Source organism: Streptomyces sp. NBC_01450 (assembly GCF_036227505.1).
Classification (GTDB): domain Bacteria; phylum Actinomycetota; class Actinomycetes; order Streptomycetales; family Streptomycetaceae; genus Streptomyces.
On sequence record NZ_CP109480.1, the window covers coordinates 4,148,023 to 4,163,183 of the forward strand.

Consider the following 15,161-nt stretch of genomic DNA (forward strand, 5'->3'; position numbering starts at 1 on the left):
ATCGGCCATGTAGTTCACCGGTCACGAGTGAGGGCCGGGTCCGATGTCGGACCCGGCCCTCACTCGTGTCGCGGTGCTCAGATCACCGAGCCACCGGGCGAACCGTCGGCACCGCCGCTCGCCGGAACACTCGCGGAACTGCTTTGCGGAGCGCTGGCAGTGGTGCTCGCGGGGACGCTGGAGGCGGGACCGCTGGCGGTGTCGGTGGTGGTCGGCGTCGTCGTCGGAGTGGGCGTCGACGTGGGCGTCGGAGTGCCCGACGGGGTGTCCGACGGCGTCTGGGTCGGCGTCTTGGACGGAGTCTGCGAGGGCGTCTTGGTCGGCGTCTTCGACGGGGTCTTGGAGGGCGACGTGGACGGCGACGTCGACGTACCGCCTCCGCCTCCCCCCTTCGTCCCACTCGGACTGTCCGAAGGCTGCCGGCTCGTGCTCGTCGGCGGCGTCGGGTCGTCCGAGGTCCCGTACGTGCCGTCGGGGCCCGGATCGGTCGGCGCGGTCACCACGGCCGCGTCGCCGTCGTCCCCGCTGCCCTTCTTCGCCTTGTCGGCGCCGAGGCTGCCGTCCTGGCTGCCCTGGCTGGCCGAGGGGTTGACGCCGACCTTCTCGGACGGGTTGTCGGTGTTGTTGTTCGAGGTCGCGCCGAGCGTCACCACGGTGCCGAGCACGGCGACGAGGAGCGCGCCCGCGCCCGCGGCCACCAGGTTGCGCCGGGTGCCGGTCACCAGACGGCTGCCGACCCCCACGCGCTTCGACGCCGGGCCCGGTTCGACCCGGTTGGTGACCAGCGTCGAGGGCTCCCCGGCCGGGGCGGACAGTACGAACGCGGCAGGTACGCCACCGGGCGGCGACGCCGACTCCTCGTGCCGCGCGTCGGGCACCTCCTCGCCCGCCGCCGTACGCCCGCCGGGCAGTACGGCCCCGGAGCGGTCGGCGACCAGTGCGAGGGCGCGACGGCCCGCGACGGTGCCGCGCTTGTCGGCGAGGGCGCCGCGCAGCCCGATGGCGGCCTCCAGCTCGGCACGGGCTCGGTCCAACTCGCCGCCACAGAGCGCGAGGATCCCCAACTCGTGGTGGAAGTAAGCCTGTTCGCCGACCTCACCAGTGAGCCCGGAGGCCTCGGCACCGAAGTGCAGCGCGCGTTCCCAGGCGTTCCAGTTCAGTCCCGCGGCGAACGCGGGCGCGGCCGTGCGGGCCAGCTGTACGGCTACGCTCTCGTCCTGCTCGTCGGCCGGGGGCGCGGTGAGCGGCACCAGGACGGTGAGAGCGGCGAGCACGGCGTCGGCCTCGGCACAGACCCGTTCCGGGGTGACCGAGGGGTGCCCGGCCCACCAGGTGTAGTGCTGGGCCGCGGCGCGGGCCTGCTCCTCCACCCCGCCGGCGTACCCGGCGGCCTCCAGCTGCGCCTGCACACCGGCGGCGAGCCGGTAGCGGGAGCCGACCGGGGAGACCAGCGCGCAGTCCGCCAGTTCGGCGAGCGCGGCGTCGGCGTGGGTGTCGTCCACGAGGGCGGGCAGATGCGTCTGGTGCGGCACCTCACCGCCGAGCGCGATGGCGAAGCGCAGGGTGGCACGGGCCGACCCGCTCAACCGGGAGGCGAGCAGTGCGGCGGGCGCGGCCCCCTCGGCGAGCGAGGGCAGCGGGACGTCGTGGCCGTCGGCGGCCTCGAAGGGCGCGTCGACCGGCAGGTCGACCGGGGCGTCCTGGAAGACGCCGAAGTCGTCGAAGGCGGTCTCCTTGGCCTGTAGCTGGTCGCGCTGTCGCAGCAGGGCGCCGGCCTGCATGAAGCGCAGCGGCAGGCCCTCGGACTCGAACCAGAGGTCACCCGCCCAGTTCGCCTCATCCTCGGTCAGCACGCGTCCGACGGTCCGCTCCAGGAGCTCCAGGCCGCCGCTGCGGTCGAGTCCGCTGAGGAAGATCTCTTCGAGGAGGGAGTCGGTGGACGGCGCGGGGACGTCGGGGGTCGCGGCGATGACGAAGGCGCACTCGGGTGTGGCGTCGAGGAGTTCGTCGAGCGCGGTGCCGCCGATCTCCACGTCGTCGAGGACGACGACCGCGCCGATCCCGTGGACGAATTCGAGCAGTTCGTCCCGTTCGGGGCGGTACAGGGGCGCGTGGTGAACCGCGGCGAACAGGTCGTACAGGAGGTCGGTCGCCGTGCGCCGGTATCCGGAGAGGCGGACGACGCCGTCGGGGGCGAGGTCCGCGCAGTCGTCGGCGACGGCGTCGAGCAGGCTGGTGCGGCCGGAGCCCGCGGGGCCGGTGAGACGTACGGAACGCCCGCGCGCCAGCAGGCGGACGAGCCGCTCGCGCTCCTCCTGGCGCTCCAGGAGCGGCAGTCGGGGCCGGGCGGGTCCCGGCGGTACGGGCGGCAGGGCGGCGCGGGCCAGTTCGGCGCGCTCGGCCGCGCTGAACTTCGTGGGCCGCTGCGGTCGCTCTCCCGGCGGGCAGACCTCTATCTCACTGCCGTCGACAGGGTTGACGGTGAGCAGGAAGTCGCCCGAGACGAGTTGGACGGTACGGGCGAGTGCGGGCGAGTGCTGGCCCAGGTCGGCGGTGAGCGCATCACGTGGCGGGCGCGAGCGAGGCGCCTGGCCGTCGTTGTCATGGCCGTACTCTTCGGGTCCCCGGTTGTTCGGGTCCATGTTCCAAGCCCCCCAAAAGCGTCGTGTGCGGATCTTGTCGCCGGGAGTCCGGTGACACCCAGGCCCCTCCCGGCCTTGCTGCACACCGCGCTGTCGCTTCTGGTCCGGTGCCCGCTCGTAGGGTTTCGGGTGGCGGGCAGCCGAACCCTAAACCTTCGCACAGTATCTCCGACAGGTCGGGGTACCGCGCCGCCCGAGACGTCACAGTCTCGTGAGGATTGTGCGCGAGGTGCGTTTTCGTACGCCGTTTCAGGACGCGTGCGCCGGGTCACACCCGGGGCAGTGACTCGACTCCGATGCCGCCCTCGATCGCGAGGATCCGGTGCAGTCGGGTGGCCACCAGCAGACGCTGCATCTGTGGTGGTACGCCGCGCAGCACGAGCCGTCGGCCGCACCGCCCGGCCCTTCGGTGGGCCCCCATGATGACACCGAGGCCGGTGGCGTCCCAGGAGTCCAGCTCGGACAGGTCCAGCACCAGGTCGCCGGCTCCGTCGTCGACGGCCGAGTGCAGGACCGTACGGGCGTCCGCCGCGCTGCGTACGTCGAGGCGGCCCCCGACGACCAGCTCGGCGTGGTCGCCCCTGATGTACATATGCGCTCCCCGAGAGTGCGTCTCGTAGTCTGCGTCAGCGTCAGTCTGCGTTTTGCGTGTGCACCGTCTGACTGCCTTGAGGCCGCAGAGGTTGCCGTCTGTGAGCGAACCGATACCGAATTCACCTCATGGGGTGAAACCCCAGAGGCACGTGCGGTTTCCGTGACGGGTGATGCTTGATGACTCGCGTGATTCAGTGCTTGTAGAAGCCCTGCCCGCTCTTGCGCCCGATGTCACCGGCGTCAACCATCCGGCGCATCAGCTCCGGCGGGGCGAACTTCTCGTCCTGGGTCTCGGTGTAGATGTTGCCGGTGGCGTGCAGGAGGATGTCGACGCCTGTGAGGTCGGCCGTGGCGAGCGGGCCCATGGCGTGACCGAAGCCCAGTTTGCAGGCGAGGTCGATGTCCTCGGCGGTGGCCACGCCGGACTCGTACAGCTTGGTGGCCTCGACGACCAGCGCCGAGATGAGGCGGGTCGTCACGAAGCCGGCCACGTCACGGTTGACGACGATGCAGGTCTTGCCGACGGACTCGGCGAACTCCCGTGCGGTGGCGAGGGTTTCGTCGCTCGTCTTGTAGCCGCGCACCAGTTCGCACAGCTGCATCATCGGCACGGGCGAGAAGAAGTGGACGCCGACGACCCGCTCCGGGCGCTCGGTGGCCGCGGCGATCTTGGTGATCGGGATGGCGGAGGTGTTCGAGGCGAGCACGGTGTCGTCCCGCACGATCTTGTCGAGCGCGCGGAAGATGTCGTGCTTGACCTCGAGCTTCTCGAAGACGGCCTCGACGACGATGTCCGCGTCCGCGGCGGCGTCGAGATCGGTGGTCGCGGTGATCCGGCCGAGCGCGGCGTCGGCGTCGTGCGCCTCGAGCCTGCCCTTGCTCACGAACTTGTCGTACGAGGCCTTGATGCCGTCGATGCCGCGCGTGAGCGTCTCGTCGGTGACATCGCGCAGAACGACGTCCCAGCCCGCCTGCGCGGACACCTGAGCGATACCGGACCCCATGAGTCCGGCTCCGATGACGGCGAGCTTCCCTGCCACTGTGCGACTCCCCTGACGCGCTGCTTATGTCTGCCTCTCGGGCGGACACTAGCGCTCGTGAGGGCCTGTGTGAGGAGTAAGTAATGCGTGTCACGGTCTCACGCCGTGAGACGGTCGTCACGTCTCAGCTGACGGACTTGGCGATCCTCCCCCGCCCGAAGCCAGGGGGATTCCGACCTCAGCGGTCGGTGCGTTAATTCCTTGCGGTTTCACGCTGGTTGGCGCTTCACGGACCGGCTGACGCCGAGGTCTCCACGCCCTGTGACCGCATGCCCGCGGGCCAGTGTGTTCTTCGCGCCGACTGTGTCGGCGTGCTCCTTGCGACCGCAGGCGGTGTACACGAACCTCGCTCGGCTCGAAGGAATGCCAGCCTTTGTCCAGGAGTCCACAATCTGACGGGCGCTCTGCGCAGGGAAGTCCTGGCGCCGGCACGGACCCTGCGCATGATGACCCTCATCTTCGCCCGGCATGCTCTTCGCCTCTCGGATCCCTTCCGAGTGCGGGCAAGCCGTTGCTGGAGCGGGAGTACCGTGCGGCCTCACCAGGAGAGACAAAGCTACGGCCGAGGAATTGGCCGTCACTGGTGGCGGCCGGAGTGACAACTCCACGGTCTACAGCCCTCCGGCCGCGCTCCAGCGACACGGCGGGCGCCTCACGCGCCTGCCTCCGCCATCTCGACCTGCCCCGGCGTGAACGCGAGGCGGTGCTTCCTGCCCACCAGCATGGTTCACCACCTTTCATTCCGAGCGCAGCATGCGCACGGAATCGAACGCCTGAGAGGAACGGTGCAGAGGCGCCGAAGCAGTGCTCAGTCATACGTCGGCACCCCTCGCGAGACCGTCTAAATTGGCCCCATGGTCAATCTGACGCGCATCTACACCAGGACCGGCGACCAGGGCACCACCGCTCTCGGGGACATGAGCCGGGTCGCCAAGACCGATCCCCGGATCTCGGCCTACGCGGATGCCAACGAGGCGAACGCGGTGATCGGGACGGCGATCGCCCTCGGCGGCCTCGACGCGGAGGTCGTCGCGGTCCTCACCCGGGTGCAGAACGACCTCTTCGATGTCGGCGCGGACCTGTCGACCCCGGTGGTCGAGGACCCGAAGTTCCCGCCGCTGCGCGTCGAGCAGTTCTACATCGACAAGCTGGAGGCGGACTGCGACCGCTTCAACGACGAGCTGGAGAAGCTGCGCTCCTTCATCCTGCCCGGCGGCACCCCGGGCGCGGCGCTGCTGCACCAGGCGTGCACGGTCGTACGCCGCGCGGAGCGGTCGACGTGGGCGGCGCTGGAGGTCCACGGGGACACCATGAACCCGCTGACCGCCACCTATCTGAACCGGCTCTCCGACCTGCTCTTCATCCTCGCCCGCACGGCGAACAAGGAGACCGGGGATGTGCTGTGGGTCCCGGGCGGCGAGCGCTGACCCGCCCCCGACGACGCGAGCGGGCCCGTCGACCTCACCCGGTCGGCGGGCCCGCTCCTTTTCATCAGGACTTCTCCGGCTCCCCCAGTACGCCGTCGGCCGTGAGGCGCAGCGCCCCGGTCAGGGCCTGGTCACATCGGGCTGCTCGGGGGGCTGTTGCTGTGGCTGGTCGGCCTCGGGCCGCGGGAGGCCTCGGACTCGCTCGTGCTGTGGCCGCAGCACTGGGCGTCACTGGTACCGCTGCTCGTGATGGCCTGCTGCGAGCCGCTCCGCCGCTCCCGGCCCCGGGCAGGGCTGGCCATCGGCACGGTCGCGCTCGCCCGTGAACTGCGGCCGGACCTGGTCCTGATGGACGTGCAGATGCCCCGGCTCGACGGGGTGTCCGCCACCCGTCAGGTCGTCGCCGATCGGCTCGCCGACGTGCTCGTACTCACCACCTTCGACCTCGACGAGTACGTCTTCGGGGCGCTGCGCGCGGGCGCCTGCGGGTTTCTGCTGAAGGAGACGGAGGCGCGGGATCTGCTGGTGGCGGTGCGGACGGTGGCCGGCGGCGAGGGGCTGATCGCCCCGTCCGTGACGCGTCGGCTGATCGCCGAGTTCGCGGCGAAGCCGGTACGGGAGCCGAGCGCCGACCCGGCCGTCCTCGACGTGCTGACGCGGCGGGAGCGGGAGGTGCTCTCCTGCCTGGGTGAGGGGCTCTCCAACGCGGAGATCGCGGGCCGGCTGGACATGGCGGAGGCGACGGTGAAGACCCACGTCAGCCGACTGCCGGGGAAGCTGGAGCTGCGGAGCAGGGTCCAAGCGGCCGTGCTGGCACAGGAGTTGGGGGTCTGACCCAACTCGGGGTCGCACTGGTCCAGACCTATTGACCTATGGTCCAGACCTTTCTATTCTCGCCGCACTGCGCTTAGCCATGCCCACGACATCCCCGAGGAGAGGCATCATGCGCTTCAGAACCAGAGTCCGACAGCGAACCGTGGCAGGCCTCACCACCCTGCTGCTTCCGCTCGCCGCCCTCGTCGGGCTCGCGAGCCCCGCCTCGGCAGCCACCTCCGCCACCGCCACGTACACCAAGACCCAGGACTGGGGTACGGGCTTCGAAGGCAAGTGGACGGTCACCAACACCGGTACCACCAGCATCAGTTCCTGGACGATCGCGTGGGACTTCCCCTCCGGTACGTCCGTCACCTCGGCCTGGGACGCGGACGTCACGTCCTCCGGCACCCACTGGACCGCCAAGAACAAGTCCTACAACGGCACCCTCGCCGCGGGCGCCTCCGTCTCCTTCGGCTTCAACGGCGCCGGCACCGGATCCCCGTCCAACTGCACTCTCAACGGCGGAAGCTGTGACGGCGGCACCACCGTCCCCGGCGACAACCCGCCGAGCACGCCCGGCACCCCCACCGCCTCCGCGATCACCGACACCTCGGTGAAGCTCTCCTGGAGCGCGGCCACCGACGACAAGGGCGTCAAGAACTACGACGTCCTGCGCGGCGGCACCAAGGTCGCGACCGTGACCACGACCTCATACACGGACACCGGTCTGACCGCCGGCACCGACTACTCGTACACCGTCCAGGCCCGTGACACCGCCGACCAGACCGGTCCGGTGAGCGGCGCGGTCGCCGTGCACACCACCGGCGACGGTACGACCCCGCCCCCGACCGGCAACGCGGTCAAGCTCGGCTACTTCACCGAGTGGGGCATCTACGGCCGCAACTACAACGTCAAGAACCTGGTGACCTCGGGCTCGGCGGCCAAGATCACGCACATCAACTACGCCTTCGGCAACGTCACCAACGGCCAGTGCGCCATCGGTGACTCCTACGCGGACTACGACAAGGCCTTCACCGCCGACCAGTCCGTCAGCGGCGTCGCCGACACCTGGGACCAGCCGCTGCGCGGCAACTTCAACCAGCTGCGCGAGCTGAAGGCCAAGTACCCGAACATCAAGATCCTCTGGTCCTTCGGCGGCTGGACCTGGTCCGGCGGCTTCGCCCAGGCCGCCGCCAACCCGGCCGCCTTCGCGCAGTCCTGCTACAACCTGGTCGAGGACCCGCGCTGGGCCGACGTCTTCGACGGCATCGACATCGACTGGGAGTACCCGAACGCCTGTGGCCTGTCCTGCGACACCAGCGGCGCCGCGGCCTACAAGAACCTGATGCAGGCCCTGCGCGCCAAGTTCGGCACGGGCAACCTGGTCACCGCGGCCACCACGGCCGACGGCACCTCCGGCGGCAAGATCGACGCCGCCGACTACGCGGGCGCCTCGCAGTACGTCGACTGGTACAACGTGATGACGTACGACTTCTTCGGAGCGTTCAACGCGCAGGGCCCGACCGCCCCGCACTCCCCGCTCACCTCGTACAGCGGCATCCCGACGCCCGGCTTCACCACGGCCGACGCGATCGCCAAGTTCAAGTCGAAGGGCGTACCCGCGAGCAAGCTGCTGGTCGGCATCGGCTTCTACGGCCGCGGCTGGACGGGCGTCACCCAGGACGCGCCGGGCGGCACGGCCACGGGTCCGGCGGCAGGCACGTACGAGCAGGGCATCGAGGACTACAAGGTGCTGAAGACGTCCTGCCCGGCCACCGGCACCATCGCCGGGACGGCGTACGCGCACTGCGGCAGCAACTGGTGGTCCTACGACACCCCGGCGACCATCGGCACGAAGATGGCGTGGGCCAAGAGCCAGGGCCTGGGCGGCGCGTTCTTCTGGGAGTTCAGCGGAGACACCAGCAACGGCGAACTGGTGAGCGCGATCAACAGCGGGCTCGGATAGCCCTCAGGTCACATTGACGCTCCCCCAGACTTCGTCCGGGGGACCCCCACCCAGCGAGTAAATGTGGCCTTTCAGGCCACATTTACTCGCTGTCCGGGCGGGGCTGCCTCAAGCCACGCGAGGAAACCGGTCAGCGCGTCCTCGCTCATCGCCAGTTCCAGACGGGTGCCCCGGTGGACGCAGGCCAGGATGATCGCGTCGGAGAGCAAGGCGAGTTCCTCCTCGCCGTCCGGGGTGCGGCGGCCGGCCACCTCGATCGCCGAACGTTCCAGGACGCGGCGCGGGCGGGGGGAGTACGAGAAGACGCGGTACCACTCGATGCGGTCGCCGTTGTACCGGGCGACGCCATAACCCCAGCCTTTGCCGTTGGGGTCGCTCTTCTCCGGGACGTCCCAGCGCAGGCTGCAGTCGAAGGTGCCGCCGGAACGCTGGATCAGCCGGCGGCGGAGGCCGAAGACGAACAGCCCCACCACCACAAGCGCCACTACCAATCCGCACACAGTCAGAGCGAGGACCATCGACACCGACCTCCTCGTCTCCTAGGTAACGGAAAAGAAAAAACCTCCGCATTTGCCTCAGCCGCGGCTGGGGCCGGAGTGATCCGGTCCCAGCCGCGGCTGAGTCAAAGCATCACACGGCGCGCCGCCTCAGCGCGCCGACACCGCCCGCAGGCGGACGTCCGCACGGCGCTCGGCAGAGGCATCGCCCTCCGCCTTGGCACGCTCGAGCTCCCGCTCCACACGCTGGACATCGATCTCGTCCGACAGCTCGGCGATCTCGGCCAGCAGGGACAGCTTGTTGTCGGCGAACGAGATGAAACCGCCGTGCACCGCGGCGACGACCGTTCCACCATCACTCGTACGGATGGTCACCGGGCCCGACTCCAGCACACCGAGCAGCGGCTGGTGACCGGGCATGACGCCGATGTCGCCGGACGCGGTACGCGCGACGACCAGGGTGGCCTCGCCGGACCAGACACTGCGGTCCGCGGCGACGAGCTCGACGTGCAGCTCAGTAGCCAAGGTGGGCTCCTCGGGTCACCACCCGGCATGGCCGCCGGGTGTTGGGTCAAAGTCTAATGGGCGTACGGAGGGGGACGGGACGCGCCCCGCGAGGTGCGGTCCCGTCCCCCTCCTTCACGAACACGAGTTCCTCAGGAACCGGAGTCCCTCAGGTACACGAGGTTCAGGAGACGCCGAGCTCCTTGGCGTTGGCCTTGAGGTCCTCAATGCCACCGCACAGGAAGAACGCCTGCTCCGGGAAGTGGTCGTACTCACCGTCGATGATCGCGTTGAAGGCCGCGATCGACTCGTCCAGCGGGACGTCCGACCCGTCGACGCCGGTGAACTGCTTGGCGACGTGGGTGTTCTGGGACAGGAAGCGCTCCACGCGACGGGCGCGGTGGACAGTGAGCTTGTCCTCCTCGCCGAGCTCGTCGATACCGAGGATCGCGATGATGTCCTGGAGGTCCTTGTACTTCTGCAGGACCGACTTGACCCGCATCGCGGCGGCGTAGTGATCCGCCGCGATGTAGCGCGGGTCCAGGATGCGGGACGTGGAGTCCAGCGGGTCCACGGCCGGGTAGATGCCCTTCTCGGAGATCGGACGGGACAGAACCGTCGTCGCGTCGAGGTGGGCGAACGTGGTGGCCGGGGCCGGGTCGGTCAGGTCGTCCGCGGGGACGTAGATCGCCTGCATCGAGGTGATCGAGTGACCACGGGTCGAGGTGATGCGCTCCTGGAGGAGACCCATCTCGTCGGCCAGGTTCGGCTGGTAGCCCACCGCGGAGGGCATACGGCCGAGCAGGGTCGAGACCTCGGAACCGGCCTGCGTGAAGCGGAAGATGTTGTCGATGAAGAAGAGCACGTCCTGGTTCTGGACGTCACGGAAGTACTCCGCCATCGTCAGACCCGCGAGGGCCACGCGCAGACGGGTGCCCGGGGGCTCGTCCATCTGACCGAAGACAAGCGCGGTCTTGTCGATGACGCCCGAGTCGGACATCTCCTCGATGAGGTCGTTGCCCTCACGGGTGCGCTCACCGACGCCGGCGAACACGGAGACACCGTCGTGGTTGTTGGCGACGCGGTAGATCATCTCCTGGATGAGCACCGTCTTGCCGACACCGGCACCACCGAACAGACCGATCTTTCCACCCTTGACGTACGGGGTGAGAAGGTCGATGACCTTGACGCCGGTCTCGAACATCTCGGTCTTCGACTCGAGCTCGTCGAAGCGCGGGGCCTTGCGGTGGATGGACCAGCGCTCGCCCTCGTACTTCTCGTCGGAGTTCAGCACGTCACCGAGGGTGTTGAACACCTTGCCCTTGGTGAAGTCACCGACCGGAACGGTGATGCCCGTGCCGGTGTCGGTGACCACGGCCTGGCGGACCAGACCGTCGGTGGGCTGCATGGAGATCGTGCGGACCAGGCCGTCACCCAGGTGCTGGGCGACCTCCAGGGTCAGGATCTTCTTCTCGCCGGCGTTGGCCGGGTCGGCCACCTCGACGTGAAGGGCGTTGTAGATGTCCGGCATCGCGTCGACGGGGAACTCCACGTCGACGACCGGGCCGATGACCCGGGCGACGCGGCCCGTGGCAACGGCCGTCTCAGAAGTCGTCGTCATTACTTGTCACTCCCCGCGGTCGCGTCGGCAAGGGCTGCGGAGCCACCGACGATCTCGCTGATTTCCTGGGTGATTTCGGCCTGGCGGGCCGCATTGGCAAGGCGGGAGAGCGTGGTGATCAGGTCTCCCGCGTTGTCGGTCGCCGACTTCATCGCGCGGCGCGTGGCGGCGTGCTTGGAGGCAGCCGACTGGAGCAGCGCGTTGTAGATACGGCTCTCGACGTACCGAGGCAGCAGGGCGTCGAGGACGTCCTCCGCCGACGGCTCGAACTCGTACAGCGGAAGGATCTCGCCCTTGGGCGCCTCCTCCGCGACCTCTTCGAGGCGCAGTGGCAGCAGGCGGCCGTCGACCGCCGTCTGCGTCATCATCGAGACGAACTCGGTGTAGACGATGTGGAGTTCATCCACGCCGCCGGTCGCCGTCTCCTTCTCGATGGCCTCGATCAGCGGCGCCGCGACCTTCTTGGCGTCCGCGTAGGTGGGCTCGTCGGTGAAGCCCGACCACGACTGCACGACCGCGCGCTCGCGGAAGTTGTAGTGGGCCAGACCCCGGCGGCCGACGATGTACGTGTCGACCTCCTTGCCCTCCGCCTCGAGACGGGCGGTCAGCAGCTCCGCCGCCTTGATGGCGTTGGAGTTGAAGGCGCCGGCCAGTCCACGGTCGCTCGTGAGGAGCAGCACCGCGGAACGGGTCGCCGTCTCCGCCTCCGTGGTCAGCGGGTGCTTGGTGTTCGAGCCGGTGCCGACCGCCGTGACCGCGCGGGTGAGCTCGGTCGCGTACGGCGCGGAGGCCCTCACCTTGCGATGCGCCTTGACGACGCGCGAGGCGGCGATCATCTCCATCGCCTTGGTGATCTTCTTGGTCGCGGTGACGGATCGGATGCGACGCTTGTAGACCCGGAGCTGGGCTCCCATGAGTCAGGTCCCTTCCTTACGTCACTTGGCCGCGGCCGGAACGTCTTCGCCGAGCAGCTTGCCGTCCGAGGTCTCGAACTGCTTCTTGAACTCCGCGATCGCCTCGGCGATGGCCTGCAGGGTGTCGTCCGACATCTTGCCGCCCTCCTTGATGGAGGTCATGAGTCCCTGGTGCTTGCGGTGCAGGAACTCCAGCAGCTCCTTCTCGAAGCGCCGGATGTCGACGACCGGAACGTCGTCCATCTTGCCGGTGGTACCGGCCCACACGGAGACGACCTGCTCCTCGGTCGGCATCGGCTGGTACTGAGCCTGCTTGAGCAGCTCGACCAGTCGCTGACCGCGCTCCAGCTGGGACTTCGACGCGGCGTCCAGGTCGGAACCGAAGGCGGCGAACGCCTCCAGCTCGCGGTACTGGGCGAGGTCCAGGCGCAGTCGGCCGGAAACCTGCTTCATCGCCTTGTGCTGGGCGGAGCCACCGACGCGGGAGACCGAGATACCGACGTTCAGGGCCGGACGCTGGCCGGCGTTGAACAGGTCGGACTCCAGGAAGCACTGGCCGTCGGTGATGGAGATGACGTTGGTCGGGATGAACGCCGACACGTCGTTCGCCTTGGTCTCGACGATCGGCAGACCCGTCATCGAACCGGCGCCCAGGTCGTCGGAGAGCTTCGCGCAGCGCTCCAGCAGACGGGAGTGCAGGTAGAAGACGTCACCGGGGTAGGCCTCGCGCCCCGGCGGACGACGGAGCAGCAGGGACACGGCGCGGTAGGCGTCGGCCTGCTTCGAGAGGTCGTCGAAGATGATGAGGACGTGCTTGCCCTCGTACATCCACTGCTGACCGATGGCCGAACCGGTGTACGGCGCAAGGTACTTGAAGCCGGCCGGGTCGGACGCCGGGGCGGCGACGATGGTCGTGTACTCCAGCGCGCCGGCCTCTTCGAGGGCACCACGCACGGAGGCGATGGTCGAACCCTTCTGACCGATGGCGACGTAGATGCAGCGGACCTGCTTCTTGGTGTCGCCCGAGCGCCAGTTGTCGCGCTGGTTGATGATCGTGTCGACGGCCAGCGCGGTCTTGCCGGTCTGACGGTCGCCGATGACCAGCTGACGCTGGCCACGGCCGATCGGGGTCATCGCGTCGACGGCCTTGTAGCCGGTCTCCATCGGCTCGTGCACCGACTTGCGGACCATGACGCCCGGGGCCTGCAGCTCGAGGGCGCGGCGGCCGGTGGTCTCGATCTCGCCGAGGCCGTCGATCGGGTTGCCGAGCGGGTCGACGACGCGGCCGAGGTAGCCCTCGCCCACGGCGACGGACAGCACCTCACCGGTGCGCTGCACCGGCTGGCCCTCCTCGATACCGCTGAACTCTCCGAGGACGACCGCACCGATCTCGCGCTCTTCCAGGTTCAGCGCGAGACCGAGGGTTCCGTCCTCGAACTTCAGCAGCTCGTTCGCCATCGCCGAGGGAAGGCCCTCGATCTTGGCGATACCGTCGCCGGCGACGGTGACCGTACCGACCTCCTCGCGCGAGGCCGCGTCCGGCTTGTACGACTGGACAAAGTTCTCCAGCGCGTCCCGGATCTCCTCCGGCCGGATCGTGAGCTCCGCCATCTGGGTTCCCTGCTCTCCTTGTTGGGCCCGAAGTTTTCTTGGGGGGTCTGGGGTCAGCCCCCAGGAATCCTCTGCACGGCCCAACCAGGGCCGTAAGTACTACGTGGTTACGCGTATTGAGTTGCTACTGGCCGACGATGCGGCGGCGCGCGTCCTCGAGTCGGTCCGCGACGGCACCGTCGATGATCTCGTCGCCGACCTGCACCCGGATCCCGCCGACGACCTCGGGGTCCACGTCGAGGTTGAGGTGCATCGGACGGCCGTAGAGCTTCGCCAGGGCGGCGCCGAGGCGTCGCTTCTGTCCGTCACTCAGCGGGACCGCCGAGGTGACGACGGCGACCATGCGGCTGCGGCGCTCGGCGGCGAGCTTGGACAGGGACTCGAGTCCCGATTCCAGGCTACGTCCCCGGGGCGCGGTCACAAGGCGCGTCACCAGGCGTTCGGTGGTCACGTTGGCCCGGCCGCCGAGCAGGCTGCGCAGCAGCTCGCTCTTGGCCGCCTTCGAGGCGGTGCGGTCGGTCAGCGCGGCACGCAGCTCGGTGTTCGAAGAGACGATCCGGCCGAACCGGAACAGCTCGTCCTCGACGTCGTCGAGCGCGTTCGCCCGCTGGGCGGCCGTGAGGTCGGCGATGCTCGCCAGCTCCTCCAGCGTGTCCACCAGGTCACGCGGCTGCGACCAGCGCGCGCGCACCAGCCCGGCCACCAGGTCCGCGGTCGACCCGCCGACCTGGCCGCCGAGCAGGCGCTGGGCCAGCTCGGCCTTGGCCTCGCCGTGCTGCGCCGGGTCGGTCAGGACCCGACGCAGCGACACCTCGCGGTTGAGCAGCGCGGTGACGCCGGCCAGCTCGTCGGCGAGCTGGACCGCGTCCACGGACGTCGAGTCCGTCAGCGCGTCGAGACGCTCACGGGCTGCAGCGAGGGCCTCGCGGCTTGCTCCGTGTGCGGTCATCGAGTCGCCTCGGCCTTCTCCTCGAGATCCTCGAGGAAGCGGTCGATGACGCGGCTCTGCCGGGCGTGGTCCTCAAGGGACTCACCGACGAGCTTGCCGGCCAGGTCGGTGGCGAGCTTGCCCACGTCCTGACGCAGCGCCTGCGAGGCGGCCTTGCGGTCGGCCTCGATCTGGGTGTGCCCGGCGACGACGATCTCCTCGCGCTGCCGCTGGCCTTCCGCCCGCATGTCGGCGATGAGCTGGGCACCCTGCTCCTGCGCCTCCTGGCGCAGACGCGCGGCCTCGTGCCGTGCCTCGGCGAGCTGGGCCTTGTACTGCTCCAGCACGCTCTGGGCTTCGACCTTCATGGCGTCGGCCTCTTCGATACCGCCTTCGATCGCCGCGCGGCGCTCTTCCAGAACCTTGTTGATGTTCGGGAGGAGCTTCTTCCAGAAGAAGAAGAACACGATGGCGAAGGCGATGGCGCCGACAAGCAGCTCGGGGCCGGCCGGGATGAGCGGGTTCTGCTCTTCCTCGGCTGCGAGCGCAACCAGGTTGGCGATCACATCAGTGCCTTTCGTCGTTTCGTGTCAGTAAGGGG

13 protein-coding genes are annotated in these 15,161 nt (G+C 69.2%); 3 read left to right on the plus strand and 10 right to left on the minus strand.

From position 1 onward, the window contains the following. Window positions 1-77: 77 nt before the first annotated feature. The 3 genes from OG568_RS18410 to OG568_RS18420 all read right to left on the minus strand — a co-directional run bounded on the left by OG568_RS18410 (window position 78) and on the right by OG568_RS18420 (window position 4,276). On the minus strand, window positions 78-2,642 hold the full coding sequence (locus OG568_RS18410; protein ID WP_329532367.1) for an ATP-binding protein: 2,565 nt from the start codon (window positions 2,640-2,642) through the stop codon (window positions 78-80). 268 nt (window positions 2,643-2,910) lie between these two features. After that, window positions 2,911-3,234, minus strand: coding sequence for an STAS domain-containing protein (locus OG568_RS18415; RefSeq protein WP_261707178.1), 324 nt, complete (start codon window positions 3,232-3,234; stop codon window positions 2,911-2,913). A 193-nt stretch (window positions 3,235-3,427) separates the two neighbouring features. Next, a complete protein-coding gene (locus OG568_RS18420) occupies window positions 3,428-4,276 on the minus strand; it encodes a 3-hydroxyacyl-CoA dehydrogenase family protein (RefSeq protein WP_329532368.1) in 849 nt (282 codons plus the stop codon). Between the two features lie 854 nt (window positions 4,277-5,130). Between OG568_RS18420 and OG568_RS18425 the strand changes: the two genes are divergently transcribed. From OG568_RS18425 to OG568_RS18435, 3 genes are all read left to right on the plus strand, one after another. Continuing rightward, complete coding sequence (locus OG568_RS18425) at window positions 5,131-5,703, plus strand: cob(I)yrinic acid a,c-diamide adenosyltransferase (RefSeq protein ID WP_329532369.1); 573 nt, start codon at window positions 5,131-5,133, stop codon at window positions 5,701-5,703. 249 nt (window positions 5,704-5,952) lie between these two features. Then, window positions 5,953-6,537: a LuxR C-terminal-related transcriptional regulator gene (locus OG568_RS18430; protein WP_443077871.1), complete on the plus strand. Its 585-nt coding sequence runs from the start codon at window positions 5,953-5,955 to the stop codon at window positions 6,535-6,537. Between the two features lie 109 nt (window positions 6,538-6,646). Continuing rightward, a complete protein-coding gene (locus tag OG568_RS18435; RefSeq protein WP_329532370.1) occupies window positions 6,647-8,485 on the plus strand; it encodes a glycoside hydrolase family 18 chitinase in 1,839 nt (612 codons plus the stop codon). Between the two features lie 71 nt (window positions 8,486-8,556). On the opposite strand, the gene OG568_RS18440 is transcribed toward OG568_RS18435, so the two are convergent. The 7 genes from OG568_RS18440 to OG568_RS18470 all read right to left on the minus strand — a co-directional run bounded on the left by OG568_RS18440 (window position 8,557) and on the right by OG568_RS18470 (window position 15,126). Beyond that, a complete protein-coding gene (locus OG568_RS18440) occupies window positions 8,557-9,003 on the minus strand; it encodes a DUF2550 domain-containing protein (protein WP_054233219.1) in 447 nt (148 codons plus the stop codon). A 129-nt stretch (window positions 9,004-9,132) separates the two neighbouring features. Then, window positions 9,133-9,507: a F0F1 ATP synthase subunit epsilon gene (locus tag OG568_RS18445; protein ID WP_266431395.1), complete on the minus strand. Its 375-nt coding sequence runs from the start codon at window positions 9,505-9,507 to the stop codon at window positions 9,133-9,135. A gap of 163 nt (window positions 9,508-9,670) precedes the next feature. Next, window positions 9,671-11,107, minus strand: a complete 1,437-nt coding sequence (gene atpD / locus OG568_RS18450) for a F0F1 ATP synthase subunit beta (RefSeq protein WP_266585823.1) — start codon at window positions 11,105-11,107, stop codon at window positions 9,671-9,673. Beyond that, window positions 11,107-12,021: a F0F1 ATP synthase subunit gamma gene (locus tag OG568_RS18455; RefSeq protein ID WP_329532371.1), complete on the minus strand. Its 915-nt coding sequence runs from the start codon at window positions 12,019-12,021 to the stop codon at window positions 11,107-11,109. The genes atpD and OG568_RS18455 overlap by 1 nt, the downstream gene beginning before the upstream one ends. Window positions 12,022-12,042: 21 nt before the next feature. After that, window positions 12,043-13,632 (minus strand): F0F1 ATP synthase subunit alpha, encoded by a 1,590-nt coding sequence (gene atpA, locus OG568_RS18460; RefSeq protein WP_329532372.1) that lies wholly within the window; start codon window positions 13,630-13,632, stop codon window positions 12,043-12,045. Window positions 13,633-13,756: 124 nt separating this feature from the next. Then, window positions 13,757-14,581 (minus strand): F0F1 ATP synthase subunit delta, encoded by an 825-nt coding sequence (locus tag OG568_RS18465; protein WP_329532373.1) that lies wholly within the window; start codon window positions 14,579-14,581, stop codon window positions 13,757-13,759. Further along, entirely contained in the window at window positions 14,578-15,126 is a 549-nt protein-coding gene (locus OG568_RS18470; protein ID WP_329532374.1) for a F0F1 ATP synthase subunit B, read from the minus strand. The genes OG568_RS18465 and OG568_RS18470 overlap by 4 nt, the downstream gene beginning before the upstream one ends. Window positions 15,127-15,161: the final 35 nt, after the last annotated feature.

Excerpts from the sequence above, each read along its gene's own strand:
- OG568_RS18430 (WP_443077871.1), top strand. The coding sequence starts at position 5,953 with ATGGCCTGCTGCGAGCCGCTCCGCCGCTCCCGGCCCCGGGCAGGGCTG.
- atpD (WP_266585823.1), bottom strand. The coding sequence starts at position 11,107 with ATGACGACGACTTCTGAGACGGCCGTTGCCACGGGCCGCGTCGCCCGG.
- OG568_RS18440 (WP_054233219.1), bottom strand. The coding sequence starts at position 9,003 with ATGGTCCTCGCTCTGACTGTGTGCGGATTGGTAGTGGCGCTTGTGGTG.
- OG568_RS18410 (WP_329532367.1), bottom strand. The coding sequence starts at position 2,642 with ATGGACCCGAACAACCGGGGACCCGAAGAGTACGGCCATGACAACGAC.
- OG568_RS18425 (WP_329532369.1), top strand. The coding sequence starts at position 5,131 with ATGGTCAATCTGACGCGCATCTACACCAGGACCGGCGACCAGGGCACC.
- OG568_RS18435 (WP_329532370.1), top strand. The coding sequence starts at position 6,647 with ATGCGCTTCAGAACCAGAGTCCGACAGCGAACCGTGGCAGGCCTCACC.
- OG568_RS18415 (WP_261707178.1), bottom strand. The coding sequence starts at position 3,234 with ATGTACATCAGGGGCGACCACGCCGAGCTGGTCGTCGGGGGCCGCCTC.
- OG568_RS18455 (WP_329532371.1), bottom strand. The coding sequence starts at position 12,021 with ATGGGAGCCCAGCTCCGGGTCTACAAGCGTCGCATCCGATCCGTCACC.
- atpA (WP_329532372.1), bottom strand. The coding sequence starts at position 13,632 with ATGGCGGAGCTCACGATCCGGCCGGAGGAGATCCGGGACGCGCTGGAG.
- OG568_RS18465 (WP_329532373.1), bottom strand. The coding sequence starts at position 14,581 with ATGACCGCACACGGAGCAAGCCGCGAGGCCCTCGCTGCAGCCCGTGAG.